General features: G+C 72.0%; 18 protein-coding genes and 2 pseudogenes. 10 read left to right on the top strand and 10 right to left on the bottom strand.

Going from position 1 to position 24,018, the window contains the following annotated elements:
• Nucleotides 1-5 precede the first annotated feature (5 nt).
• A complete protein-coding gene (locus ACU436_RS15790) occupies nt 6-590 on the bottom strand; it encodes a hypothetical protein (protein WP_459025928.1) in 585 nt (194 codons plus the stop codon).
• Nucleotides 591-715: 125 nt separating this feature from the next.
• On the opposite strand from ACU436_RS15790, the gene ACU436_RS15795 reads away from it, so the two are divergent.
• The 3 genes from ACU436_RS15795 (at nt 716) to ACU436_RS15805 (ending at nt 2,207) form a co-directional block, all read left to right on the top strand.
• Entirely contained in the window at nt 716-1,099 is a 384-nt protein-coding gene (locus ACU436_RS15795; RefSeq protein ID WP_459025929.1) for a hypothetical protein, read from the top strand.
• A gap of 73 nt (nt 1,100-1,172) precedes the next feature.
• A complete protein-coding gene (locus tag ACU436_RS15800) occupies nt 1,173-1,763 on the top strand; it encodes a DUF3558 domain-containing protein (protein WP_459025931.1) in 591 nt (196 codons plus the stop codon).
• Between the two features lie 108 nt (nt 1,764-1,871).
• Nucleotides 1,872-2,207: a WXG100 family type VII secretion target gene (locus ACU436_RS15805; protein WP_459025933.1), complete on the top strand. Its 336-nt coding sequence runs from the start codon at nt 1,872-1,874 to the stop codon at nt 2,205-2,207.
• A gap of 3 nt (nt 2,208-2,210) precedes the next feature.
• Here ACU436_RS15805 and ACU436_RS15810 read toward each other — a convergent pair whose 3' ends face one another.
• From ACU436_RS15810 to ACU436_RS15820, 3 genes are all read right to left on the bottom strand, one after another.
• Nucleotides 2,211-3,251, bottom strand: coding sequence for a hypothetical protein (locus tag ACU436_RS15810; RefSeq protein ID WP_459025935.1), 1,041 nt, complete (start codon nt 3,249-3,251; stop codon nt 2,211-2,213).
• A gap of 417 nt (nt 3,252-3,668) precedes the next feature.
• On the bottom strand, nt 3,669-7,211 hold the full coding sequence (locus ACU436_RS15815) for an AAA family ATPase (RefSeq protein ID WP_459025937.1): 3,543 nt from the start codon (nt 7,209-7,211) through the stop codon (nt 3,669-3,671).
• Nucleotides 7,212-7,336: 125 nt separating this feature from the next.
• Nucleotides 7,337-8,860: a plasmid pRiA4b ORF-3 family protein gene (locus tag ACU436_RS15820; RefSeq protein WP_459025939.1), complete on the bottom strand. Its 1,524-nt coding sequence runs from the start codon at nt 8,858-8,860 to the stop codon at nt 7,337-7,339.
• A 214-nt stretch (nt 8,861-9,074) separates the two neighbouring features.
• Here ACU436_RS15820 and ACU436_RS15825 point away from each other — a divergent pair, with 214 nt between their 5' ends.
• The 3 genes from ACU436_RS15825 (at nt 9,075) to ACU436_RS15835 (ending at nt 11,898) form a co-directional block, all read left to right on the top strand.
• The gene (locus ACU436_RS15825; RefSeq protein WP_459025940.1) at nt 9,075-10,418 is read left to right on the top strand and encodes an acyl-CoA dehydrogenase family protein; all 1,344 of its coding nucleotides are present in this window, start codon (nt 9,075-9,077) and stop codon (nt 10,416-10,418) included.
• A gap of 3 nt (nt 10,419-10,421) precedes the next feature.
• Nucleotides 10,422-11,423 carry a M28 family peptidase gene (locus ACU436_RS15830; RefSeq protein WP_459025941.1) on the top strand — a complete coding sequence of 334 codons (1,002 nt, stop codon included), beginning with the start codon at nt 10,422-10,424 and terminating at the stop codon, nt 11,421-11,423.
• Between the two features lie 193 nt (nt 11,424-11,616).
• A complete protein-coding gene (locus ACU436_RS15835; RefSeq protein ID WP_459025943.1) occupies nt 11,617-11,898 on the top strand; it encodes a DUF2695 domain-containing protein in 282 nt (93 codons plus the stop codon).
• Between the two features lie 19 nt (nt 11,899-11,917).
• Here the strand turns inward: ACU436_RS15835 and ACU436_RS15840 are convergent, their stop codons facing one another.
• The 3 genes from ACU436_RS15840 to ACU436_RS15850 are packed head-to-tail and all read right to left on the bottom strand — an operon-like array spanning nt 11,918 to nt 14,868.
• Complete coding sequence (locus ACU436_RS15840) at nt 11,918-13,207, bottom strand: TRAP transporter large permease (protein ID WP_459025945.1); 1,290 nt, start codon at nt 13,205-13,207, stop codon at nt 11,918-11,920.
• On the bottom strand, nt 13,204-13,791 hold the full coding sequence (locus tag ACU436_RS15845; protein WP_459025947.1) for a TRAP transporter small permease: 588 nt from the start codon (nt 13,789-13,791) through the stop codon (nt 13,204-13,206). The genes ACU436_RS15840 and ACU436_RS15845 overlap by 4 nt, the downstream gene beginning before the upstream one ends.
• 18 nt (nt 13,792-13,809) lie before the next feature.
• Complete coding sequence (locus tag ACU436_RS15850; RefSeq protein ID WP_459025949.1) at nt 13,810-14,868, bottom strand: DctP family TRAP transporter solute-binding subunit; 1,059 nt, start codon at nt 14,866-14,868, stop codon at nt 13,810-13,812.
• A gap of 194 nt (nt 14,869-15,062) precedes the next feature.
• Between ACU436_RS15850 and ACU436_RS15855 the strand changes: the two genes are divergently transcribed.
• A complete protein-coding gene (locus ACU436_RS15855; protein WP_459025951.1) occupies nt 15,063-17,954 on the top strand; it encodes an AAA domain-containing protein in 2,892 nt (963 codons plus the stop codon).
• Here ACU436_RS15855 and ACU436_RS15860 read toward each other — a convergent pair.
• Nucleotides 17,947-18,951, bottom strand: coding sequence for an ABC transporter substrate-binding protein (locus ACU436_RS15860; protein ID WP_459025953.1), 1,005 nt, complete (start codon nt 18,949-18,951; stop codon nt 17,947-17,949). The genes ACU436_RS15855 and ACU436_RS15860 overlap by 8 nt on opposite strands.
• Nucleotides 18,952-18,997: 46 nt before the next feature.
• Nucleotides 18,998-19,708 (bottom strand): YwaF family protein, encoded by a 711-nt coding sequence (locus ACU436_RS15865; RefSeq protein WP_459025955.1) that lies wholly within the window; start codon nt 19,706-19,708, stop codon nt 18,998-19,000.
• 154 nt (nt 19,709-19,862) lie between these two features.
• On the opposite strand from ACU436_RS15865, the gene ACU436_RS15870 reads away from it, so the two are divergent.
• The gene (locus tag ACU436_RS15870; RefSeq protein ID WP_459025957.1) at nt 19,863-21,125 is read left to right on the top strand and encodes a YeeE/YedE family protein; all 1,263 of its coding nucleotides are present in this window, start codon (nt 19,863-19,865) and stop codon (nt 21,123-21,125) included.
• Between the two features lie 54 nt (nt 21,126-21,179).
• Here the strand turns inward: ACU436_RS15870 and ACU436_RS15875 are convergent, their stop codons facing one another.
• Nucleotides 21,180-22,841 carry an MDR family MFS transporter gene (locus ACU436_RS15875; RefSeq protein ID WP_459025958.1) on the bottom strand — a complete coding sequence of 554 codons (1,662 nt, stop codon included), beginning with the start codon at nt 22,839-22,841 and terminating at the stop codon, nt 21,180-21,182.
• Nucleotides 22,842-22,978: 137 nt separating this feature from the next.
• Between ACU436_RS15875 and ACU436_RS15880 the strand changes: the two are divergent.
• Nucleotides 22,979-23,539: pseudogene (locus tag ACU436_RS15880) on the top strand (TetR/AcrR family transcriptional regulator); the annotation flags it as partial.
• Between the two features lie 165 nt (nt 23,540-23,704).
• A pseudogene (locus ACU436_RS15885) lies at nt 23,705-23,923 on the top strand (transposase); the annotation flags it as partial.
• Nucleotides 23,924-24,018 lie beyond the last annotated feature (95 nt).

A 24,018-nucleotide genomic window follows, 5' to 3' on the forward strand; every position in this document is an offset into this window, starting at 1 on the left:
CCTGGTCAATCCGCGACGTGCGGCCATGGGGCGCGAGCGAGGAATTCGGAGAGTGCCGACCTGACCTCGGCGGCGGTCGATTCCCGTGAAGACGGGTGGTCCTCGTAACGTTCGACGAGTTCCGTCATCGGTGCTATGAGGTCGAATGGATCGGCCGGCTCGTGGAAGGCCTCGGTTGCGATGTGCCGAGCGGCGCGGTAGGGCGTCTGAACTCCCTCGACGAGAGAATTCGCCTCGTTCCAGCAAAGCAGGTTGAACGGCCAACCGGGACTTGCGTCCCCGAGGATTGTCCTCGGCGGGATCCGCAGCAGCGGGTCGCGTGCGCGCTCCAGCTGCTCGAACTCCACCTCGGCGGGGTCGCGCTCGGTCAGGTCGCCGATGAGGGGGCGGAGCTCGTCGACGCACGCGAGGGAGCGCGTCTCGAAGTCGCTGCCGGTTCGTTGTTGTCGTGGATCGTCCATGAGCACAACGACCTCGCGGTATCGGCGCAGCACGGTGGTGATCGGGTGGTCGTGGTGCCACTGCCGGGCGCACAGGTTCACGAAGCTGGTGACGTGGACGCGTAGAGCCCGGTCGGACCACGAGTGCACCAGGTTCCACTCCCGCTCCTGGAGCTCCCGTACGCGCTGGCGCACGCCCGCTGGTCGCATACCGGAACTATAGGGTGATCGGACAGCAGAATTTCCCAATGGCAAGAAGAGCACGAGTTGGTCAGATGCTGAACATCTCAACCCGCGATCTCGCTATCGATCTCGCGGATCGGCTCAACGACATCATGCCGCAAGGGTTCGTGGTGCATGTTCAAGGCGCTGCACTCGCCGTGATGCACAGTGAGCGGATCGTGGGCGTCTCCGACGCCCTGGCGATCATGGAGAGTGTCGAGGCGATCATGCATCCGCGCGAGAACCTCGAAACGGCGGTCCGGGCGGCCCTCAGCGGGGTGCAGGACCACATTGCCGAGACCACTACCGAGCCCTGGCCGGGCTCCGGCGGGACCCAGCCGAACCCTGACGCGCGGGTCGCCGGCGATCGGGTGCAGCTGTGGTTCGGCTCGGAGGAAGACCCGCTGGTCACGCTGCGGCCGATCGATCTGGCTTGAGCGCGGCGTTCCGCTGAACGCTATTTCCCGCAGGATGATGACCGCGCGTGACCCGGCGGCTACCGTGCTCCTCGTGCGACGGGTGGCGGGTGGCGTACTGCTCGTGCTGCTGGTTTCTGCGTGCGCCATCCAGGGCTCGCCGGGTCCTATGACCAGCCCGACCTCGCCGGATACCCCGCCAAGTGGATCGGTCGAGTTGCCACCACGGCCGCGGGAGGTGCGGCTGGACGGAGTGGACCCGTGCTCCTTGCTGACGGAGCAGCAGCGGGCGGAGCTGGGGTTGGACGGCCGGCCGGCGTTCTCGCAGGCCCCGGTGGGCTTGTATCCGGGCGCGGACGTGCCTGCGTGTGACCTCAGTGGTTTTGAGCCTCGGGCGGTGGCGACCGGCATCACCCTCGTGACGACTGTAGGCATCGAGCGATTCACTTCCGGTGAGCTGGCCGCGGAGATCCGGCCCATCACCGTGCAGGGCTTTCCGGCGGTGGTTGCTGTGCCGACCCGGTTGACGGACTACTGCACCGTGGTCGTGGATGTAGCGCCAGGTCAGCTGTTAGATGTGCAGTTCGCGACCGGTGGGCGGCGGCCCCCAATCCCGCAAGCACAGCTGTGCCGTGACGCGGAGATCGTCGCGGGAGAGGTGATGAAGAGCCTGCTTGACCGTTGAGGCGGCAGCGAAGCGTTCACGATTGCACATGTTCTGTTCGCCTTGGTCCGCTGAGTCTTCGGGCGGGCCTACCGTCGGATGGGCCCAGCACCGATCTAAGGAGGGTGCATGCCCGGCCAGCTTTCACCAGCCGCCCTGCGGATCGAGCCATCCGCGATCCCCGCGCTCCGCGCCGCGTTCGACGACTCGCTCATTGAGCTCAGGCCGCACCTGCGCCGGCTTCGTCAGCAGGCCTACATCCCCGAGCCATGGCTCGGCGACCCTGTGAGCGCCGAGGCCGCGAGCGCGTACAACGTCAGCGTGATGGACGCGGCGGACGGGCCGTACTCGGCGATGGTGGCATTGGAGGCCGAGCTGCTCAGAATCCGCGACTCGCTGCAGCTGATGGAGGACCACTACCGCCGCACCGAGGGCGAGAACGCCGCGCTGTGGGGGCGGGTCTGACCGTCAGCGGCTCCGGTGCTTCATCAGCGCCTTCCGCGCAGCCTTTGCGACGGGCTTGGCCGGGTGGTGTTCGCCGAGCACCTCGAGCACCTGGCGGACGCGGGGGTGATCCATCCGCCAGATGGTGTCCATCAGCTCGGGCAGCATGTCCTCCCCGGTCTGCAGGGTGGCGACGAGCGCTTCGGGGTCGCCGATGTCGAACGTGGCGGCGAGGACGTCGACCAGGCCGCCGAGCAGCCGGGCCGGGTCCACCAACTCGGGGTCGAGCGCCGCGTTGTTCGACAGCCAGTGCAGGACCAGGCCGTCGTGGGGGCCGCCGACCTGGCGTCGGATCGCCGGGGCCGCGAGGTCCCCGACCACCTCCGCCGCCGCCTGCAGGCCGAACATCACGCTGGCCGGCTCGCGGTCCTCACCGGTGATCTGGGCGACCAGTGCGTCCGCGGCTTCGGGCCCGTCGGGCTGGGCGGCGAACCAGGTCGTCGCATCGGTGTGCCACTCGGGCGGCGGGATCTCTGCGATCAGGTCGGCGATCTGGGCGGCGTCGGCTTCGGTCGGGGCGGCCAGGACGTCCACCGGGATACCGACCTCACGCACCAGCTCGAGAACGATCGGCACGCCGGCCGCCGTGAGCGTCACCATCAGGTGGTGCGCATCGCAGTCGAGGCATTTCAGGTCGCTGTCGGCGAGGGTGAGGACGCCCAGTTGCTCGAGCCGTTCCAGCTGGGTGTCCACCCAGCTGGGGATCAGCTTCTCGAAGATCGCGGGGCGCCCGTGGAGGGTCTGCGTCACCAGGTGCTGCATCAGATCGAGGACGTCATCGATCTCGATCCCGTCGGATCCGGCGTCGAGCAGCTCGGCGAGCACGACGACGGCGGACGAGTCGACGACTCCCTGCACTGACGCGATGCCCTCCATGTAGTAGCCGGACGGCGCGCTGAGGCCGGCATCGACGGCGGCGCGGACCACCTTCTCGTGCGCGGCGGCCTCGTCCAGCTTCGCGAACGTGGCCACCGAGACGAGCCGGCCCCGGTTCCGCCGCACCACGCCGGCGGCGAGCCCGAGGGTGACGACTGCAGGCGGCGGTGTCCGCCCAGGTCCGGATCGTCGCCGGTGCCGAGCGTCTCGACGAGGGTCCGGGCCTCGGCGAGACGGAGGTTGCCCTTCCCGGTCAGCTGCCGCCCGGGCGGCGGGCAGTGCTCGGCGAGCGCCCGCAGGAGCCGCAGGTCCGCCGCGGTCCGGATCGCGGCGAGCCGCTCGTCCGGGCCGGGCAGCCGGACCGGGCCGATGGTCCGCGGCCCTTCCTCGACGTCGGCGGCTGGGAGCGAGGACTCGTGCAGCTGCTTCAACATCGCAGCGATCCCCTCCAGCGCGGCTTCGCCGTCGAGTCAACGGTCACGGTTGTCGTCGTCGAACCTCGTCCGCATGGCCCCGCAGTCTGCCGGTCGGCGCCCTACCCCGCGGTCACAGGTACTGGCCGGTTCCCCCATCGACCCGGCTTGCGAGCGACGACCTGGTCTCGGCAAGATCCTCCGGCCGGAGCATCCGGATCTCGTCGCCGTCGACGACGGAGGCCGTGATCCGCTCGGCCTGCAACGCGACGGCCCGGTCGAGCATGTTCCGCATGACCCGCCCGTTGCCGAACGACTCGTCCCGCGGCACCGCCCACAGCGCGCGCAACACCGTGTCCCGGACGCCGTCGTGCAGCGCGTAGCCCGCCGCGGTCGCCATGCTCTCGAAGATCGCCACCAGCTCGTCCTCGCCGTAGTCCGGGAAGCCGACCGTGGTCGGGAACCGCGACGCCAAGCCGGGGTTGGCGGCGAGGAAGTCCGTCATCCGGTCCTGGTAGCCGGCGACGATCACGACCAGGTCGTCGCGGTACTCCTCCATCAGGCGCAGGAGCTCGGCGATCGCCTCCGGGCCGTAGGAGCTGTGCGAGTCGCCCGGGGTCAGGGCGTAGGCCTCGTCGATGAACAGCACCCCGCCGAGCGCGCTCTCCACCGCCGCACGCACCTTCGGCGCGGTCTGCCCGATGTACTCGGCGATCAGGTCGGCGTGCGACACCTCGACGAGGTGCCCGGAGGACAGGAGCCCGAGCTTGGCGTACACCGCGGCGACGAGCCTGGCGATCGTGGTCTTCGCGGTGCCGGGGTTCCCGGTGAACACCAGGTGCCGCGTCGGTGCGGCGATCGGCAGGCCGGCGTCCCGGCGCATGCGGTCGGCCTTCGCCTCGGCGACCAACAGCCGGACCTCGCGCTTCACCGACTCCAGCCCGATCAGGCCCTCGATCGTCGCGAGCGGGTCGTCGGGCAGCTCCGCCAGGACCGCGGCGGCCGCGCCGGCCGGGACGTCGTCGGTGTGGATCTCGTGCAGCGTCTCGTCCTCGTCGACGACGCCGTCCGCGAGCACCCTCCTCGCCTGCCGGGACACCGACCGCTCCAGCAGGTTGATCGCCAGGCGGGCGTTGGCGAACGCCGCGTCCGGCCGTCTGGTGCGGACCACCATGCGCACCTTGTCCAGGACGCCGTCCCGCAGGGTGAACCCGGTCTCGGCCGCCTCCCGCGCGAACAGCGAGACGACGTCGGCGTCGGCGAATTCGGGGAACCGCACCACCCTCGGGAAGAACGTGGACAGGTCGGCCTCCGACCTGAGCAGCCCGTTCACCGCGGTGTCCGGACCGCAGAGCACGACGACCAGGTCCTCGGGATGTGCCTGGATCTCGGCGAGCAGCGCGTCGACGACCTCGCGGTTGCGTGCCTTGTCGAGGTCGATCCCCGGACGCACCAGGTTGCCCGCGTCCTCGATGCAGAGCACGCCGCCGAGGGCACGATCGACCGCGCGCCGCACCGCGAGGCCCGCCTCCCCGAGGCGCTGGCCGGCGAGGTCGGCCCGGTCGACGGTGACCAGGTGCCCCGACGAGAGCAGCCCGAGGTCGGCGCACATCCGGCCGAGGATCCCGGCGACCTTCGTCTTCCCGGTACCCGAGCCACCGGTGAACACCAGGTGCCTCGGTTTCGGTGGTACCGGCATCCCGGCTTCCCTGCGCAGCTTCGCCGCCCGTTCCTCGGCGACCAGCAACGCGATCTCGCGCTTCACCGGCTCGATCCCGACACAGGCCGCGAGCTCGCTCTCGGGGGCGCCGGATCCGTCGGTGAGCAGCTCCTTCGGCAGGTCCGCCGCGGTCACCTCCGACGAACCGGCCGCCACGGCCAGCGCCGCGACGTGCTCGACGAGCCGCGCTCCCCGCAGGTTGCTCCGCCCCGGGATCCGGCCCACGAGATCGGCCGCCCGGGAAGCCACGTCGTCGGTGGCCGTGGCGCCCCGCCGGCCCACCGCCCGCCGGAAGAGCTCGGCGCGGTCGTCACCGGTGAACTCGCGGGTCCGGGCCACGCGGAACCCGTTGTGCAGCGCGGGGTTCGCCTCGAACACCCGGGCGTCGCCACCCGGCCGGCAGATCGCCACCACGTGCAGTCCCGGCAGCTGCCGCAGGAGCCTGCGCAGCTCCTCCAGCACCGCGAGCCCGCAGCGCTCGTAGCCGACGACGCGGTCGAGCCCGTACACCACCAGCACGTCACCGTCGCCGAGGTCGCGCGTCCTGCTCAGCAGGTGCACCACGGCTTCGCTGGTGCTCATGTTCGCGAAGACCTGGTCGGAGATCCACACCGTTGCCGGATCCCCGTCCGGCTTCGTGAGCGCGGTGCGGAGCAGGTCGACGGTGGTGGCCCGGCCCGTGCCCTCCGGCCCGGCGATCAGCAGCCGCGCGGGCGTCCTCCTCGTGCGCAGGTGGTCGGTGACGACGTCGCGGACGGCGTCGGCGAGATCCGGCTGGCCGACGAGCCGGGCCGCCGGGTCGACCGCGCCCGCGTCGTCGCCGGTGGCGAACCGCAGGAGCAGCGGGTTGATCGCCTTGCGCGGCGCGCAGAGCACGCGGAGGTCGTTCTGGAACTGGCCGACCGGGAGGTAGCTGTCCGGGTTGACCGCAGGGTTCGGCAGGCCCTGGACCGCACCGGTGATCCGGACCGCCATGTCGAGCCACGCCCGGCAGGCGTCCACCTCGCCGGCCAGCACGCCCCTGGCAAGCCAGGCGCGCACCCGGGCGTGCCAGGCGTCGCCGTCGAAGTTCTCCTTCAACCTGGCGAAGATCTGGTGGACGCGCTCGAGCATCCCCGTCCCGGTGCTGATCGCCAGCTCGGCGGGCACGTCGGACACCTCGGCCTGCGCCATCAGGCAGGCCAGCACCATGTCGTGCTCGAGGGAGAACGCGACGCCGGGGATCGGGCCCGCGGCCGCCACTCCCGTCGACCGCTCCAGCAACCTGGTGTGCACGGCGAGGAAGGCGGAGCACGCCCAGTCGAGGTAGCCGGCGGGCCCGAGCAGCTCGGGGAGCACGGCGAGGACCCGCTCGTCGGCCCGCTCCGCCCACAGCAGGGGCAGCTCGTCGAGCGACGCCACCACGTCGACCTTGGCCAGCGCGGGGTCGGTCAGCCGCATCTCGTGCAGCGCGATCAACGCCTGCCGGCGCGGTTCGAGCGGCTCGATCCCCTCGAAGACGTCGAGGCACCGGCGCGCCACCGAGAACGCGAGCTCCCGCAGCTCCGGGTCGTCGCCGGTCTCGTCCAGCAGCCAGTAGGCGGGCGGGCGGTGGACGCTGTGGCCCGAGGCCCAGATCCAGCTGCGGACCGGTGGCCGCGGCTCGGCGACGAGGTCGCCCATCGTCTCGCGGGTGAGGTCGCACGCGGTTCCGCCGCGCAGGGCGACGGAGCCGACCAGGAACTCCAGCAGCGACCACAGCTCCGCGCCGATCACGGTGGTGCCCTCGGCGAAGAACTCCGGGAGCTCCACGGCCAGTGCCTCGGCCGCCGGGTCCCGGTTCAGCTCGAGCGCTCGTCGCCGCACCGTCTCGAAGAGCCCGTCCGGCACGCGCCACGGACCGTGGGAGTAGAGGTCGAACACCGGCTCGTCGGACAGCAGGAGCGCGAGGTGCTCCGGCAGCGTGGGGCGATCCATCGCGCCGCAGCCTACGTTCGTGATCGGGAGCGACTACGACGAGGGATGCCGCCCCGGCCGGCCCGATCGGGGAGGTGGCGAATCGCCCGGGAAGCGGCCGCGCACACGGCCCGTCGCGAGGATCGTCATCGGCGCCAGGAACGGAGCGCTGCCCGCGCGAAGGTGATCCCGTCGGGTGTGGCTCGCTCGTCCCGCCGGTACGGCTCGCCGGCCAGGGCGCCGAGCCGACGGAGCAACGCCCTGGTGTCCCACGCGGCGTGGCCGGCGTCGCTTCCGGTGAGCGGGCTGTCGTCGCCCCGCATCCAGCCGATGGCCTGCAGCGCTCGGGCGATGATGGCGTTGGCGTCCTCCGTCATGCCGGCGGCGACGGCGATCAGCAGGACCAGGCCCGCCTGCCCTTCGCACTGGTCCCGGGGGGTCAGGGGGATCCGTTCGGCGAGGTGCCACCACAGGCCGACGGAGTCGGTGCGCAGCCGGCGGCCGAGGGCGGTGAGCAGCAGCCTCCCGCGGTGCTTGCGGAGCAGGCCCATCTTCTGCGCGGACTCACGCAGGTTCAGCACCGGCATGGTGTGGATCTCGCGGTTGTGCTTGCCGATCCACTCGTCCGTCACCCCGAGCTCGGCGGCCACGGCTTCGACGTGCGCCGGGGGCAGGTAGCCCGCTCCGGTGAGGGTGATGCCCTCGTCCCCCACGCGATCGAGCAGCCAGGCGTACGGGTGGACCATGCGTGCGGCCGAGTCCGCGTCGGGCACCGTGGGCTGGTCGAGCTCCGCGTCGCCGATGAGCTTGCGCAGCCGGATCTGCTCCCGGGTGTCCCGCACGGCGTGTACGAGGTCCGCGAGCGGCTCGGGCAGCTGGGCCGTCGACTCTGCCGGGAGGCCCGCCAGCTCCTTGTTGATCTCGTCGACCGCGAACGGCGTGGGCGCGAAGCCTCCGGGTTCGACGTCCGCCCCGTAGACGCGGGCGATCTCGGCACGCGCAGCGGAGTGGTCCGCGCGGGTCGGGTCGGTGGCCGCGCTGAACAGCTCGTAGCCCGGGACGCCACCACAGTCCTCCGGCGGCCCCGGCCGTCGACCGGCGGTGCAGGTCGCCCGCGGCGTGCCGGCGTCGCGACGCAGCACGGCTTCGAGCCGCAGGGTGTGGTGCCAGTCGTCGCCGAAGTCGTAGACGTAGAAGAGCTCGTCGTCGACGTCGGCGAGCACCTCGTCGAGGCGGACCTCGCTCTCGGGCGTCCCGTCTTCGCCCTCCTCGACCTCGAACGGAGACAGGTAGAACTCGGCGTCGCGGTCGTAGTGGTTCGCGCCTGCGCTGAACCGGTGCAGGTGGCTGTCCGTCCAGCCGAACGCGATCTGCAGGACATCGTGCAGCTCGTCGAGGCGAATGTCGGAGGCGAGCTCGAGGCGACGCCACAACGGCGGCTCGGTGCCGGTGACGTCGACGCGTACCCGGTAGGTGGCGACATCGCCGCGGCGCTCACGCCGTCGCGACGGAGCTGTGCGCTCGGGGTCGTCGACCTCGCCGGCGCCGCCGACGAGGCGGTCGAACAGCGCCTGCATGTCGGCCGGGCCCATGCCGGCGAGCTGGGCCTCGAACTGCCTCAGCAGTTCGGCCTGGTCGGGGTCGTCCATCGGCGATCCAGGTCGCGACATGGCACCACGCTACGAGGGAGCCTCGCCGTCGGCGCACCGGGCTTCGATTCCGCCAGCGGAGCCAGCCCTGCTGGCCCGATCGGGGAGATGGCGGATCCCCCGGTAAGCGGCCGCGCACGCAGCCCGTCGCGAGGACACTGCAGAGCCGGAGGCCGCGCGGACCGCAGCCGAACGGGGATGCCGCAGCGGCCCCGGTCGGAACCCAGGAGGACTCATGGCCATCGACTTCACGCTCACCACGGATCAGCTCAGGGTCCAGCAGTCGGCGCGGGAGTTCGCCACGGAGGTCCTCGCCCCTGCCGTCCGGGAGGCGGACGCGGAGGCCGACCCGATGGCCGGCTTCCAACGCACCAAGGAGGCCTACGTCGAGGCCTACCGCCGCAGCATCGCGTTCTGCATGCTGCCGGCCGAGTACGGCGGAGGTGGGCTGTCGAACGTCGACGTCATCCTCGCGGCCGAGGAGATCTGCGCGGTCGACCCCGGGTTCGCCTGCACGATCCTGGTGAACGGGCTCGGTCTCATGCCGGTCTGGTACTGGGGCACCGATGCGCAGAAGGAGCGGTTCCTGCGCGCCGCGACGTCCGACCCGAGCGGCGAGTACATCGTCGGCTACGCGGTCAGCGAGCCCGCCGGGTCGCCGGGCGGCACCGCCAACTTCGACTCGCCCGGGGCCGCGCCCGTCGGCATCAGCGTGACCGCCGTCCGCGACGGCGACGACTACGTGCTCAACGGCCGCAAGTACTGGCCGTGCAACGTCGCGGGCTGGGACGGGAACGGCGCCAACGCGAGCCTCGTCGTGGTCCGCACCGACTCCGGCCTGGGCGGCACCGAGGGGCTCTCGGCGATCGTGGTCGAGCGCGGGACGCCGGGCGTCACCTACAAGCTGATCGACAAGCTGGGGCACCGCCTGACCCCGAACGCGGAGATCATCTTCGAGAACGCGCGCGTGCCGGCGGACAACCTCGTCGAGGGCACCCGCGGCAACGGGGACCTGCTGATCAACCGGAACTTCGCCTGGTCCGGACCGGTCGCCGGGATCGCGGCCGTCGGGGTGGCGCGCTCCGCGTACGAGGCCGCGCTCGAGTGGGCGAAGACGTACACGGCCGGCGGGGCGAGCCCGATCATCAACTACCAGAACGTCGGCTACGTGCTCGGCGACGTGGCGGCACGGATCGAGATGTGCCGCCTGTTCTGCTGGAAGGCCGCGCACTACATGGACCAGCACGACTACCACGGCGAGCTGATCGGCGCCATGTGCAAGATCCAGTGCACCGAGCTCATGTTCGACGCGGTCTACAAGTGCATGCAGGTCGTGGGCGTCAACAGCCTGGACAAGCAGCACAACTGGGAGAAGCTCCTCCGCGAGGCCGCCGTCCTGCCGCTCTACGACGCCGGCAACTTCGGCATGCAGCGCCGCCGCGTGCACGGCGTGCTCGCCAGCCCGGACTTCGACCCGCGGGCTCTGATGAACAACACGTTCGTCAGCTTCACCAAGGCGATGGAGGTCATCGACACCATGCCCGGCTACGAAGAGGCCCCGCTCGTCCCGGCGGGCTGAGGCTTGAGACGGGGCGCCCTGCTCCCGGTCGTGGTGCTCGCGCTCGCCGCCTGCACCCCGGCCGGGAGGCCGACGTGGGAGCCGCCACCGGATCCCGGCTCGTTCCGGACGCAGATCGTCGAGGACGTCACCGGGGCCGGCTCGGCCGTGCACGTCGACGCGCTGCAGCGCATCGCGGACGCCAACGGCGGCAACCGGGCCTCTCCCGGGCCGGGGTACGACGCCAGCGTCGACTACGTCGCGCAGGTGCTCCGCGACGCCGGGTTCGAGGTGACGACGCCGTCGGTCACGCTCGAACGCGACGACACGGAGGTGGCGGTCCGCAACGTCGTCGCGCAGACCAGCACCGGGAGCGCGGAGAACGTGGTGCTCGCCGGGGCGCACCTCGACTCGGTGCCGGCGGGGCCCGGCGTCAACGACAACGGCTCCGGCGTGGCCGCGCTCCTCGAGATCGCCGTGCGGATGGGCGCGTCCCCGGCGCTGCCGAACGCGGTGCGGTTCGGGTTCTGGGCCGCGGAGGAGCGGAACTTCGAGGGCTCCGTGGGCTACGTCGACTCGCTCTCCCGAAGCGATCTGGAGGGGCTCGCCGTGTACCTGAACGTGGACATGGTCGCGTCGCCGAACGCGGGGTACTTCGTGCAGGGCGGCGTGGGTGGCGACGACGCCGAGACCGGCCCGCCCGGGTCGGACGCCGCGGGCCGGGTCCTCGCCGAGGAGCTGGCCGCGGCCGGCGTGGCGGCGGAGCGCATCGAGTTCGCGGACGACTCGGACTTCGTGCCGTTCATCGAGGCCGGGATCCCGAGCGGCGGTGTTCTCGCCGGAGACGAACGCCGCAAGACGCGCGAGCAGGCGGACCGGTGGGGCGGGAAGGCGGGCGAGGTGTTCGACCCGTGCTACCACGCCGCGTGCGACCGGGCGGAGGGCGTCGACCGGACGGCGCTCGACAGGTTCGGCGACGCGCTCGCCGGCACGATCGCGCGGCTGGGGGAGTCGCCCCGGCGGTAGCGCGTCTGGCCACGAGGCGCGTGATCGGCGGGAACGGGACATGGACTGCACCGGTGCAGCTGATGTCCCGATCCGGCCGATCAAGGGCTGAGGCTCGCGACGGGGATGGACCGGCGACCCGCCCGCCCCCACTTGTGGATAACTCCCGCCGGCCTGCCCTCCACCGTCGGTGCCCCCGGGCACCGTCGGCGCCATGACGAACTTCTTCGACGATGTCCCCGAGTACGACTACGACGAGCTGGAGCTCGACCGTCCCGGCCTGAGCCTTTCGCTGGACCAGCAGGTGGAGCTGGCGAATGCGGTGGCGGAGCGGCGGAGATCCTGCGACGGCACGCTGGATGCGTCGCAGGAGTGGGCGCAGGGGGCCGGGGTCCACTGGCCGCGGCTGCGGCGCGAGCTGGAGGAGAACGGCGCGTTCTGCGACTGCGAGGTGGTGCTGAACGTCTTCGGTGGCGGCGACGCCGAGCCCGGCTGACCGGGCCCGGCGTCGGGCGCTACCCGCCCCCCAACAGCGCGAGGGAGATCGCCGGCACGTACGTCACCAGGAACAGCGCGGCCAAAAGCACCACGGCCGTCGGTATCGCCGCCCGCGCCACCTGCAGCACGCTCATCCCCGACATGCCGCTGGCCACGAACAGGTTCAGGCCCAGCGGCGGGGTCACCATGCCGATCTCCAGGTTCATCACCATGATGACCCCGAGGTGGATCGGGTTGACGCCCAGCTCCAGGGCGATCGGCAGCAGGATCGGGGCGAGGATGAGGATCGCGCTGGAGGTCTCCATGAAGCAGCCCGCCACCAGCAGGAGGATGTTGACGAGCAGCAGGAACGTGAACGTGTTCAGGTCGTAGCTCAGGAGCAGCTCGGTGATGTCGCGGGGAATCTGCTCGGAGGTGAGTACGAACGAGAACAGGATCCCGTTCGCGATGATGAACATGATCATCGCCGAGGTGCGGGCCGACGAGAGCAGGATCCCGCCGAGGTCCTTGAGGTCCAGCTCCCGGTAGACGAAGACCGACACGATGACCGCGTAGAACACGGCCATGGCGGCCGCCTCGGTCGGCGTGAACACGCCGCCGTAGATGCCGCCGAGCACCAGCGCGGGGAGGGCGAGGCTCAGCACGGCGTCCCGGAGGGCACGGAGCTTCTCGGCCCCCGTCATGACGATGGCGTCGGCGCCGCTGCCGTAGCCGCGGCGGTAGGAGATCGCGAACACCAGGGCGAGCAGCATCGCGCCGGCGAGGAGGCCGGGGAGGACGCCGGCGAGGAACAGGTCGCCGATCGACTCCTCGGTGGCGATCCCGTAGACGATCAGTGGGATCGACGGGGGGATGAGGATGCCGAGCGAGCCGGACGTCGCCACCAGGCCGGTGGAGAAGCGCCGGGGGTAGCCGCTCGCGATCAGCGCCGGGATGATCAGGGTGCCGACGGCGACCACCGTGGCCGGGCTGGACCCGGAGATGGCGGCGAAGAACATGCACGCGAGCACGCCGGTCATCGCCAGGCCGCCGCGGAACTGGCCGACCACCGCGTTGCACGCGCCGATGAGCCGCCTGCTGATCCCGCCGCGGCTCATGATGCTCGCGGCGAGCACGAAGAACGGGATCGCCATCAGGGGGAACGTGTTCAGGGAGTTGAACAGGCGCTCCGGCACCTGGGTGAGGGGGATCGTCGTGAAGTAGAAGAAGTACGCGAACGAGGTCAGTCCCAGCGCCACCGCGATCGGGGTGGAGGAGAACAGCAGCGCGAACAGGGTGACGACCAGCGCGATCGTGGCCTCGGTCACCGGTCCTTCTCCTCGTCGTCGTCGGGCCCGCTGGTTCGCTCGACGTCACGGATGTCGAGGCCAGTCGCTTCCGCCTCGACCTCGAGGATCGAGCGGTGCCCCTCGGCGAAGGCCTCCACGCCCCGCGCGCTGCGCACGAGGATCTCCAGCGCGCGCAGGAGCATCAGGGTCAGGCCGACGGGCACCGCCAGCTCCACCACCCACAGCGGCAGCTTGAGCGACGGCGTGATCGTCGAGGTGGAGAACGGTTCGAACAGCAGCAGCCACGCGAAGAAGCCGATGCACACCAGGTACACCACGGTGATCGCCGCAGCGAGGACGGCGAACACGCGCTTGCCGCGCGCCTTCAGGAAGGCCCCGAAGATGTCCACGTTGACGTGCTCGTTGTGGCGCAGCGTGATGACGGCACCGAGGAAGGTCGAGTAGATGATCAAGTAGATGATCGCCTCCTCGGACCAGAACAGGAAGGTCCCGAAGAGGTACCGGAGCAGCACCGCGACGATCGCGATGACCGTCGCCAGGCCGAGTGCCGACGCGGCGAGGACGTTCTCGATCCGCGTCAGCACCCGGTCGAAGCGGTGCACGAAGTCTCCCAACGGTCGCTACTGGGCGTTCTGCTGCGCCAGCAGGTCGTTGACGAGGTCCGGTCCGATGACGTCCGCGTACTGCTGCCAGACCGACGGCACCACGCGGTCCTTGAACGCCTTGCGCTCCTCCGGGGTCAGCTCCGTGATCGTCGTCGTACCCGCCTGCTCGATCGTGGCACGGGCGTCGGCGTTCAGCTTCGCGGCGACCTCGCGGTTGTAGGTGCTCGCCTCGTCGGCCGACTCCTGGACGACCGTCTGGAGGTCGGCCGGCAGGCTCTGGAAGAACTGGTTGTTGACCACGAGCACGTACCCGACGTAGCCGTGGTTCGACTCGGTGATGAACTTCTGCACCGTGTGCATGTTCTGCGACTCGATGTTCGAGTACGGGTTCTCCTGGCCGCTGACCACGCCCTGCTGGAGCGCGTTGTAGACCTCGGAGAACGCCATCGGGGTGGCGCTGGCGCCCCACTTCTCGAACTGGGTGCGCAGCACGTCGGACGGCTGGATGCGGAAGCTCAGACCGGCCAGCGAGTCCGGCGTGCGCATCTCGGTGTTCGACGAGAGCTGCTTGAGGCCGTTGTCCCAGAGGCCCATCACCTTGATGTTGTTGGAGGCGAGCGCCTGGTTCTCGTAGATCGCCTTGCCCACGGCCGAGTCGGGGGATGCGACCTTCGGGATGTCGTCGACGCTGTCGAACAGGAACGGCAGGTCGAGCACCTGCAGCTCCGGCGCGATCGTCGTGAACTTGGCGCTCGCGGGCGCCAGCATCTGGACGCTGTTGGACTGCAGGGCCTGCAGCTCGTCCTTGTCGCCGTAGAGCTCGGAGTTCGGGTAGACCTCGACCTTGATCCGGCCGCCGGACTTCTGCTCGACGACCTCCTTGAACTTCTCCGCAGCCTGACCCTTCGGCGTGGCCGGGGTGACCACGTGCGAGAACTTGATCGTGAACGTGTCGCCGCCCGCCGCGTCACCGCCGCCCGCGCCGGCGCCCCGCGCACCGCACGCGGCCAGGGCGACCGTCGCGATGAGCAGCAGCGCTGCGAGCTGAGCACGACGTCCCTGTCGTCCCATCATGCCGTCCTTTCCACGTCGAGTGGATCGTATTTGATCCGGATACTCACGCAGGACGTCCGGCTTGGGAAGGTCTGTTCGCTAACGGTCCGGTCCCAGCTTCCTCCGGATCCGTGCGCGCCAACTCACCCCGATTGCTCCATGTGACGGCTCGATCGCTGGTTCAATCGATCGGGGGAGCACCAACTGGGGGTCGGATGGCTGCGCAGTGGCGGACGGACGTCGTCGCCGGGGTCGAGCGGTGGGCCGCGGTGGAGGGCGGGCCGCGCCGCGCTGCGACGTGGGTCGACCTGGGTCCGGCGGTCCCGCTCGACGACGGCCGGCTCGGGGTGGACGCCCGCGACCGGCGCGTCGCGTTCCTCGACGCCTGCCTCGCGGGTGAGCTGGGGCCGGAGCACGGGCTCGCCCACGCGGTGGAGGAGCTGCGCGACGAGGCCGGTGTGCTCGTCCTCCGACCGCCGGTGGGGTCGCCGGAGGACGGCCGGCACCTGTGGTGCCGCACCGAGCCGGTGGCCGGCTCCCTCCTCGAGGGTCTGCGCGCCGCGGGCGAGGCGCCGCTGGCGGACGCCCTGGCCCGGAAGGACCTTGCCGGGGAGCCGACGTCGAAGGCGAAGGCGGAAGGGCTCGTCGACGAGCAGGTCGAGGCGTTGCGCGCGTGCCTGAGCCCCGGGGTGCGCCTCGTCTGGAAGCCGCCGGGCGCCGGGACGACGGAGGTGCTGGCCCGCGCGATCGAGGCGTTGGTGGACGAGGGCAGGCGGGTGCTGCTCGTCTCCACGCTCGACGAGGCGGTCGACGCGGCGCTGGACGCCGCCGTCGAGCGGATGGCGCCGGAGCCCGGTGTCGCCGTCCGGATCGGGGGCGCGCGGACCCCGGTCGCGGCGGTCGCCTCCGCGGAGGCCGACGAGGAGTGCGTCGCGGTCGCCGCCGAGCTGCGCGCCTCCGCGGAGCTCGCCCCCGAGATCGAGGGCCTGCGAACCGAGCTGGACGGTTTCGACGAGCCCGGGTACCGCCTCGCCGCCGCCCGGGTGACCGCCGGGCACACGCTCGACGATCTGCGCCCGCGCCTGGTGGAGGCGGAGTCCGCCGCCGAGGTCGCGCGGCGGGCCGTCGTCGCCACCGCCACCGGGCTGGGGGAGGCGCTGGACGCCCAGGCGGCACTCCGCCCGGTGCGCGACGCGATCGATCACCAGCGGCTCGCCGTCGACGGCCTCGCGGCGCTCGAGGCACGGCAGCGGGCCCTCCAGGAGGAGCGCGACGCACTCGCCGCGGATGAGCCGTCGGGCCGGCGCGCGCGGCGACAGCACCGGCGTCACGTCGAGGAGGCGGGCCTCGAGGTGCGCCGCTTCACCGGCGCGGCGGCGGCCGGCCGGCGACGCTGGCTGGACGTGCAGCTGCAGGCCCGCGCGCTGATCGGCGAGCACACCGAGTCCGAGCTCGACGACGCCGACCTGCGCGCCGCGACCGCCGAGGCCGAGGTGGCGGCGGCGGACGAGCAGTACCGGAGCGCGCGCGAGCTGTTGATCAGGCTGCGCGGCGAGGTCGACGCGGCCGAGGCGCGGGGTGCGGCCACCGACGAGGATCGGCGCCTCGTCGCCGACAGCGTGGTGCGCGGGCTCCCCGACCGCCACGCCCGCCTGTACGAGCTGATCGGCCGGCTGAACGGCGCGGCGGCGCTCGAGGTCCGGCACCGCGAACTGGCAGACCGGGCCCGGGCGCTGCGCACGGACGCGGAGGCGCGGCTCGTGCGCGACGCCCGCGTGGTCGCGACGACGCTCACGCTGTCGCACCTCCACCCCGCGCTCGCCGATGCCGGGTTCGACGTCGTCCTCGTCGACGGGGCCGGTGCGGCGCCGCTGGCGGAGGTACTGCTCGCGCTCTGCCGGGCCACCACCACGGCCGTGGTGTTCGGCGACTTCCTGCAGCTCGGGCCCGCGGTGCCGGACGACCCGAGCCCGGACCTGCAGCGCTGGGTGCGGGCCACCTGCTTCTCGCACCTGGGGATCGAGACGCCGGCCGACGTCGACGCGCACGCGGGCTGCGTGGCCCTCACCGGGTCCCGGCTCGGCGCCGCCGTGTGCCGGCTGGCCGACGAGACGGGCTACGAGCGGCTGCGTGCCGCGGCCGATGCGCGCACCGAGATCGTGCTGATCGACGTGTCCTCGGTCCCGGACCTGGCCGCGTCCCGTCCGGGCGCCGTCGCCGGGAGGTGGTCGGCGGCCGGGGCCGTGCTGGCCCGCGCGCTCGCCGAGCGGCACCTGCGTGACGGGTCGGTCGGCGTCGTCGCCCCGGACGTCGTGCAGGCCGACGTCACCCTGGCCGCGCTCCGGGACCGCGGCCTCGTCACCGGGGCCGCCGTGGGCCCGGTACGCGCGCTGCAGGGCCGCGCGTTCGCGACCGTCGTGCTCGATCTCGGCGCGGGCGACGGCGGCCTGCGGACGTTCGGTGCCGGCATCACCCTGGCCCGGGACCGGCTGTACGTCATCGCCGACGGCGCGGCGGACGGCCCGCTGCGCGCCGCCGCGGAGCGCGGGGACGTCCGGACGTGGAGCGCCGCCGACCTGCTGGGGACGGGCGAGCCGCCCGCGGGCGACGCGACGTTCGCCGAGGTGCGCGAGCTGCTCCGCGCGGAGCTCGCCGACACCGGTGCGCTGGAACGCCACCTCGGAGCGGCGCAGCGGTCGGTGTGGATGTGGGCGCCCGGGCCCCGGGACGTGGACCCGCTCCTGCGGGACGCCGCCCGTCGCGACGTTCGGGTGCGCGTGTTCGCCGGCCCCGGAGAGGACGTCCCGGCGGGCACCGTGATCAGGTCCGACCACGGGCACGGCGGGATCGTCGTCGCCGACGAGCAGGTCGTGCTCCTCGGGGCGGGGGACGGCACGGTCGCGATGACCGGGCCGGCGTTCGCCGGCCGGGTGCTCGCGGAGCTGCAGGCGGAGTGGACCGGGGAGCCGCGGACGTGCGCCGGGTGCGGCGAGCCCATGGAGGTGCGCAGGGGCGGCACGGCGGACGTCCGCTGGCTGTGCCCGGAGTGCCACGTCGGCATCCCCGAGCAGCGGCACGCCGGGGCCGCGAGCCCGGCGGTCAGCTGACGTCGTCGCGGGCCGCGGTCACGGTGGCGGCGAGGTCCTCGAGCACGGCGGCGAAGCCCTGCGCGGACAGGCGCGCCTCGGCGCTCCACCGCCCCACCTGGCCGGCCCGCACCGCGGGCAGCGCCGCCCAGGTGGGGTACGCGGCGAGCTGGTCGGGTTGCAGGCTGAACGCTCGGGTGTCGTGGAGGACGAGGTCCGCCGGGTACCGGCCGGCCTGCTCCCAGCTGAGCGTCTCGTAGTACTGCTCGCTGCCCTCGGGCTCGACGATGTCCAGGCCGAGCGCGCGGAAGCTCAGCAGGTCCGGGAACCGGCTCGGCCGGGCGATCGACAGGCCTTCGGGCTCGGCGTAGGTCACCAGGACCCGCAGCTTCGGCTTGGCTGCCACGGCGGCGCGCACGGCGGCGGAGGCCCGGTCGAGCCGCGCCCGCGCGTTCTCGAGCTCGGGGGTGTCGGTGTCGGCGCCCAGGAGCCGGGCGAACCGTTCGTAGCCCGCGATGATCTGCTCGGCCGGCACGCCGTAGCCCTCGAGGGCCACCAGCGGCGCGATCCGGGTGACGCGGTCGACAGCGTCGTCGGCGATCACCCACATCACCGTGTCCCCGCTCATACCCGTGACGACGAGGTCGGGGCGCAGAGCGGCCAGCGCCTCGTAGTCGAGGGACTCGTAGCTCTCGCCGGCCGACCCGACCGAGGCGAGGTCGACGTCGCCGACCGTGGTGTCCGGGGAGCCGTCCTCGCGGCGCTGCGGCCCGAAGATCCCGACGGGACGGACGCCGTAGTCCCAGAGGACGGCGGACACGCCCGCGTACGCGACGACCCGCTCGGGCCGGCGGGGGAGCCGCGCGTCCACCCCGCGGGCGTCGGTGAAGTCCCAGCCGGGCCCCGGCGCCGCGGGCGCGGGCTCCCCGGCGGAGCAGGCGGGCAGGCCCAGCAGCGCGCCGAGGCCCGCGGTACCGGCGAGGAGCCGGCGGCGGGTGACGCCGGCGTCGAGCGTCATGACCACGGTGGACCTCCGGGAGGCGGGCTGGTTTGCCTACCCTAAGTCACGCGGCGAGCGTGCGGGAACGGGTCCACGGCCACGTCAGCAGCGCCCAGGCGGCCAGCCCGACGACGAGCTCGACGCCCAGGTACCAGGGCCATCCCCCCATGAGGTCCAGCAGCGACGGGTTGTCCGGCTTGCGGCTGACGAACAGGTAGTTGGTGCCGGCAGCACCGTTGAACGCCAGCATCGCGACGCCCCACGCCACGGTGACCACGGCGGCGAAGCCGAAGCTCCGCCACGTCGGGCGCATCCCGATCCACCACGTCAGGTAGACGGCCGCCCACAGCACGAGCAGGTGCTGGCCCCAGAAGCTGATGAAGTCGACGCTCAGCGGATCCGGACTCTCCAGGGCGGGCGTGATCATCGCCTGCGGGGCCAGCGTGAGCCCCCAGTAGTAGGCCAGCGCGTACGCCCACTGCTGGTGGGTCCACAACGCCCAGGCGGCGGCCATCCACACGAGGTCGGAGACCTGGAAGGGGAGGGAATGCTCGATGTCGAAGCGGACGGGCGACAGGTCGTAGATCAAGATCGGGACGTGGAAGGCGACCAGGACGACCGCGAACAGGCGGCCGAACGCCCAGCCCGACCGGGTGCCCCGGTAGCGGCCGCCGAACCAGGCGAGGAGGAACACGCCCGCGCCCAGCACGGCCAGCACGATCCAGTGGGAGGCGCCGTAGGCGGCGAACGAGCGCTCGGCCGGCAGCGGACTCACCGGCAAAGGGTAGGCCCACGAACGAGTGAGAAGTTAGCCTGGGAAAGTGATCCTCACGCGTCGGCGCCACGTCGACCACTGCACGCAGCGCGCGGCGGCCTGTCGTCCCTGACGACCTGCCACCCACCTGCCCTGCGTCCGAAGAGGATCCGTCGTGACGACCGCCGCCCCCACTCGTTCCTTCCTCGCGCCCGCGCCCACGTGCGGCGCGCCGCCGATCCCCGACCCCGCCGCTCCCGCGCAGTGGCGCCCGCTCGCCGCGGTCGGGGTGCTCGGCGCGGCGCTCGTCGCCCACGTCGGGCTCGCCCACGGCGCCCGGCAGGCCGTCCTGCTCGCGCTCGGTGTCGGCCTCGGCGTCGCCCTCTTCCACTCCCGCTTCGGGTTCACGTCGGCGTGGCGGCAGCTCGTCGCCGTCGGCAACGGGGCGGGCCTGCGGGCGCACGCCCTGCTGCTCGGCACGACGGCCACGCTGTTCGCCCTGATCATCGGCACCGGCACGGGCCTGTTCGGGTCGGAACCCGCCCCGTCTTCCGGGCCGCTCGGTGTCGGGCTGGTGCTCGGCGCGTTCCTGTTCGGGCTCGGGATGCAGCTCGGCGGGGCCTGCGCGTCCGGCACGCTGTTCGCGGTCGGGTCCGGGCAGAGCGCGATCGTGCTCACGCTCTTCGGCTTCATCACGGGGTCGGTGCTCTACACCTGGGCCTACCCGATCGTCGCCGACCTGCCCGCGCTGCCGCCGTTCGTGCTGTCCGAGCACATCGGCTGGTCCGGGTCGTGGGCGGTGACGATCGTGGCCCTGCTGGCCGTCGTCGCCGTCACCCGGGCCGTGCAGGTCCGCCGCAACCCGCCGCCCACCGGCGTGCCGCCCACGGCTCGTGGCGTCGCCCGGATCCTGCGCGGGTCGTGGCCGCTGTGGGCCGGCGCCGTGGTGCTGTCCGTGCTCGGCGGCGCTGTGCTCCTCGTCTCGGGCGGCGCATGGGGCATCACGAGCGCGTTCGCGCTGTGGGGCGCCAAGGCGCTGCAGGCGGTCGGCCTGCACCCGGAGACGTGGGCCTACTGGCAGCAGCCCGTGCAGGCCAAGTCGCTCGCGGGCGCCGTGCTCGCCGACAAGACCTCGCTCACCGACATCGGCATCATGATCGGGGCCGCCCTCGCGGCCACCGCCGGCGGTGCCTGGGTGGTGCACCGGTCGATCCCGTGGCGCACGGCGCTGGCCGCGGTGATCGGCGGGATCGTCATGGGCGTCGGCGCCCGGCTCGCGAGCGGCTGCAACATCGGCGCCTACCTGGCCGGCATCGCGTCGGGCAGCCTGTCCGGCTGGATCTGGGGCCTGGCCGCCATCGCCGGCACCTGGGTGGGCCTGCGCGGACGGGCTCTCTTCGGCCTCGCGAACCCGAAGCCGTCCGATTCGGTCTGCTGAGCGGGTCGTGAGTGGATACGAGTGCTGGAGCACTCGTCTCCACTCACGGGGGGATCAGTGGGCGACCGGCTTGTCCCCGCCCGCGGCGGGCTTGCCCGAGCGCAGGAACAGCGCCAGGACCACGCCGATCAGCGTGACCGAGCCTGCGATGAAGAACCCGCTGCTGTAGGCCGCCGCCTGGACCTGCCCGCTCACCTCCTGGTACAGCGAGAGCAGGCCGGTGGTGCCCTGCTGCTGCATCTCGGTGACCTGCGTGTTCGCGCCGGTCTCGATCAGGGTGGACCGGTCGGACAGGAACTGGGCGCTGTTGTCCTGCACGAGCGCGGTCATCATCGCGAGGCCGAGCGCCGAGCTCACGCGCTGGACGAGCGTGTTGACCGCGCTGCCGCTGTCGGTGACCTCGGGCGGGAGGACGGAGAGCCCTCCCGTCATGATCGGCATCATGCCCAGCGCCATCCCGGTGGCCATGACGACCATCCCGAGGATGAGCTCCCCGCGGGTGATGTCGACGTTGATCCGGGACAGTAGCAGGATCCCGGTGCCGACCAGCGCCAGCCCGACGGCGGCGGGCCATCGGGCGCCGACCTTGTCGTAGAGCAGGCCGGCGAACGGCATGAGAACCGCCATCGCGATGGCCTGCGGCAGCAGTGTCAGGCCGGTGTTCAGCGGGGTCCAGCCCTGGGCGTCCTGCAGGAACGACGGGATGTAGAACAGCACCGCGAACAGGCCGATGGACATGGTGCTGATCAGCAGGAGCGAGTTGACGAACGGCCAGTACCTGAACACCCGGATGTCGAGCACCGGGTGCTCGACGTGCAGCTCGACCACGATGAAGAGCGCCATGAACACGGCGGCGCCGAGGAACAGCATCACGGTGCGATAGTCCGACCAGCCCCAGTTGTCGCCCTCCTCGAGCGCGAGCAGCAGGGAGAACAGGCTGGCGGCGATGAAGGCGAACCCGATGAAGTCGAACGGCTTGCGCTCCTGGGCCGGGAGCTTCGTCAGCCAGATGACGGCGGCGATCGCGCCGAGGATGCCGACCGGCACGTTGATCAGGAAGATCACCTGCCAGCTCGTGTGCTCGACGAGGTAGCCGCCGAGCGTCGGGCCGATGCCCGGGGCGACGACGATGCCCAGCCCGTACATGCCCATCGCGGCGCCCAGCTTCTCCTTGGGCACGATGCGGAAGAGGATCGTCATGCACGTGACCGGGAGGACACCACCCGGGATCGCCTGCAGGATCCGGAACGCGATCAGCCCGGTCAGCCCGGTGGACAGGGCGCACAGCAGGGACGCGATCGTGAAGAGCACGATCAACGCGACGTAGAGGCGCTTGAGCCCGAAACGCGCGCCCAGCCACGCGCTGGCCGGCACCATCACACCCTCGGTGAGGCTGTACGCGGTGCTGATCCACTGGACGCTCTCGATGCTGGCGCCCAGGTCCTTGCGGATCGACGGGATCGCGACGTTCACGATGCTGAGGTCGAGGACGGACATGAACATGCCGGTGATCAGCACGGCGAGCGGGAGCCCCCACCCCGTCGCGGGCGGTCCGGTGACCGGTGGCGCGGGCGGTCCGGTGACCGGTGGCGCCGGCGGCGGCGGCGGAGTGCTGGGTGGCGGGGTCGGGCGGGAGCCGTTCGCGCCCCGCTCGCCCACGGCGCCGTCGACCGGGACGTCGGCGCGCGTGAGCTCGTCGTCCAGCGACTTGGTCATGAACTTGCCCCTCGAGACCGGAGGTGATGCCGCGCGACGCTGCCCGACAGGAGCGGGGGTCCGTCCCCGGTTAACTGCGGACACTGTACCGGCGAAACCGGAGGGCGTGCCACGTTTTGTTGATATAATCACGGCTGATGTCTGCTTCCCCCGACCCGAGGCCCGGCCTGCGCAGCGACGCGCGCCGCAACCGGCGGCGGCTGCTCGAAGCCGCCCGGGGCGTGATGCGCGAGCAGGGCCTGGACGCCTCGCTGGGCGAGATCGCCCGCCGCGCCGGCGTCGGCACCGCCACGCTGTACCGCCACTTCCCCACGCGTGAGGCACTCTGCGAGGCGGTCTTCTCAGAGTACGGCAGCGAGCTGGAGGAGATCCGCGAGCGCGTGCTGCGCATCCCGGACGCGTGGGACGCGCTGGTCATCTGGCTCGAGGAGACGTGCGCCGCGTTCGCCACCGACCAGGCGTTCGCCGACCTGGTCACGCGCGGTATGCCACAGTCGTCCGCCCTCAGCGACCTGTGCATGCGCGCCATCGGGCTCGCCGAGACGCTGTTCCACAACGCGCAGCGCCAGGGCGTCGTCCGCGCCGACGCCGAGCTGACCGACCTGATGTTCATCATGTACTCGCTGGAGCAGGTGGTGCCGGTCACCGCCAAGGTGGCCCCGCACGCGTGGCGGCGGCACCTGACGATCGCCCTGGACGGGCTCCGGCCCCGCGAGGGCGCCCCGCTACCGCCCGTCGCGATCACCTTCGAGCAGATCGTCGAGCTCGGGGAGCTGGCTCAGCCCGGTCACCGGCGTCCGGTCGAGCACCCGCTCGCTACCGAGGGCTGTCTCCTAAATACCGCGCGTGACGGCGGCCCGGCGATCAGCGACGCGCTGTGGGAGCTCATCGAGCCCGAGCTCCCGTCCAGCGCGGGGCGCCGGGGGCGGCCGTGGCGGGACCACCGCCAGACCATGGAAGCCATCCTCTGGCGCTACCGGACGGGCTGCCCGTGGCGCGACCTGCCCGCCGAGTTCGGCCCGTGGCAGACCCTGTGGAAGCGGCACCGCCGCTGGTCGGCCGACGGCGTCTACCAGCGGATCCTGGACCGCCTCGTCAAGAGCTGATCGAGGAGGGTGCCGAAAGCACGCAGTGATCCCCAGCATTATGGCTCCACAATGGTGTTTTGCGAGCCCCT

This window comes from Pseudonocardia wallangbongensis, from assembly GCF_054486945.1.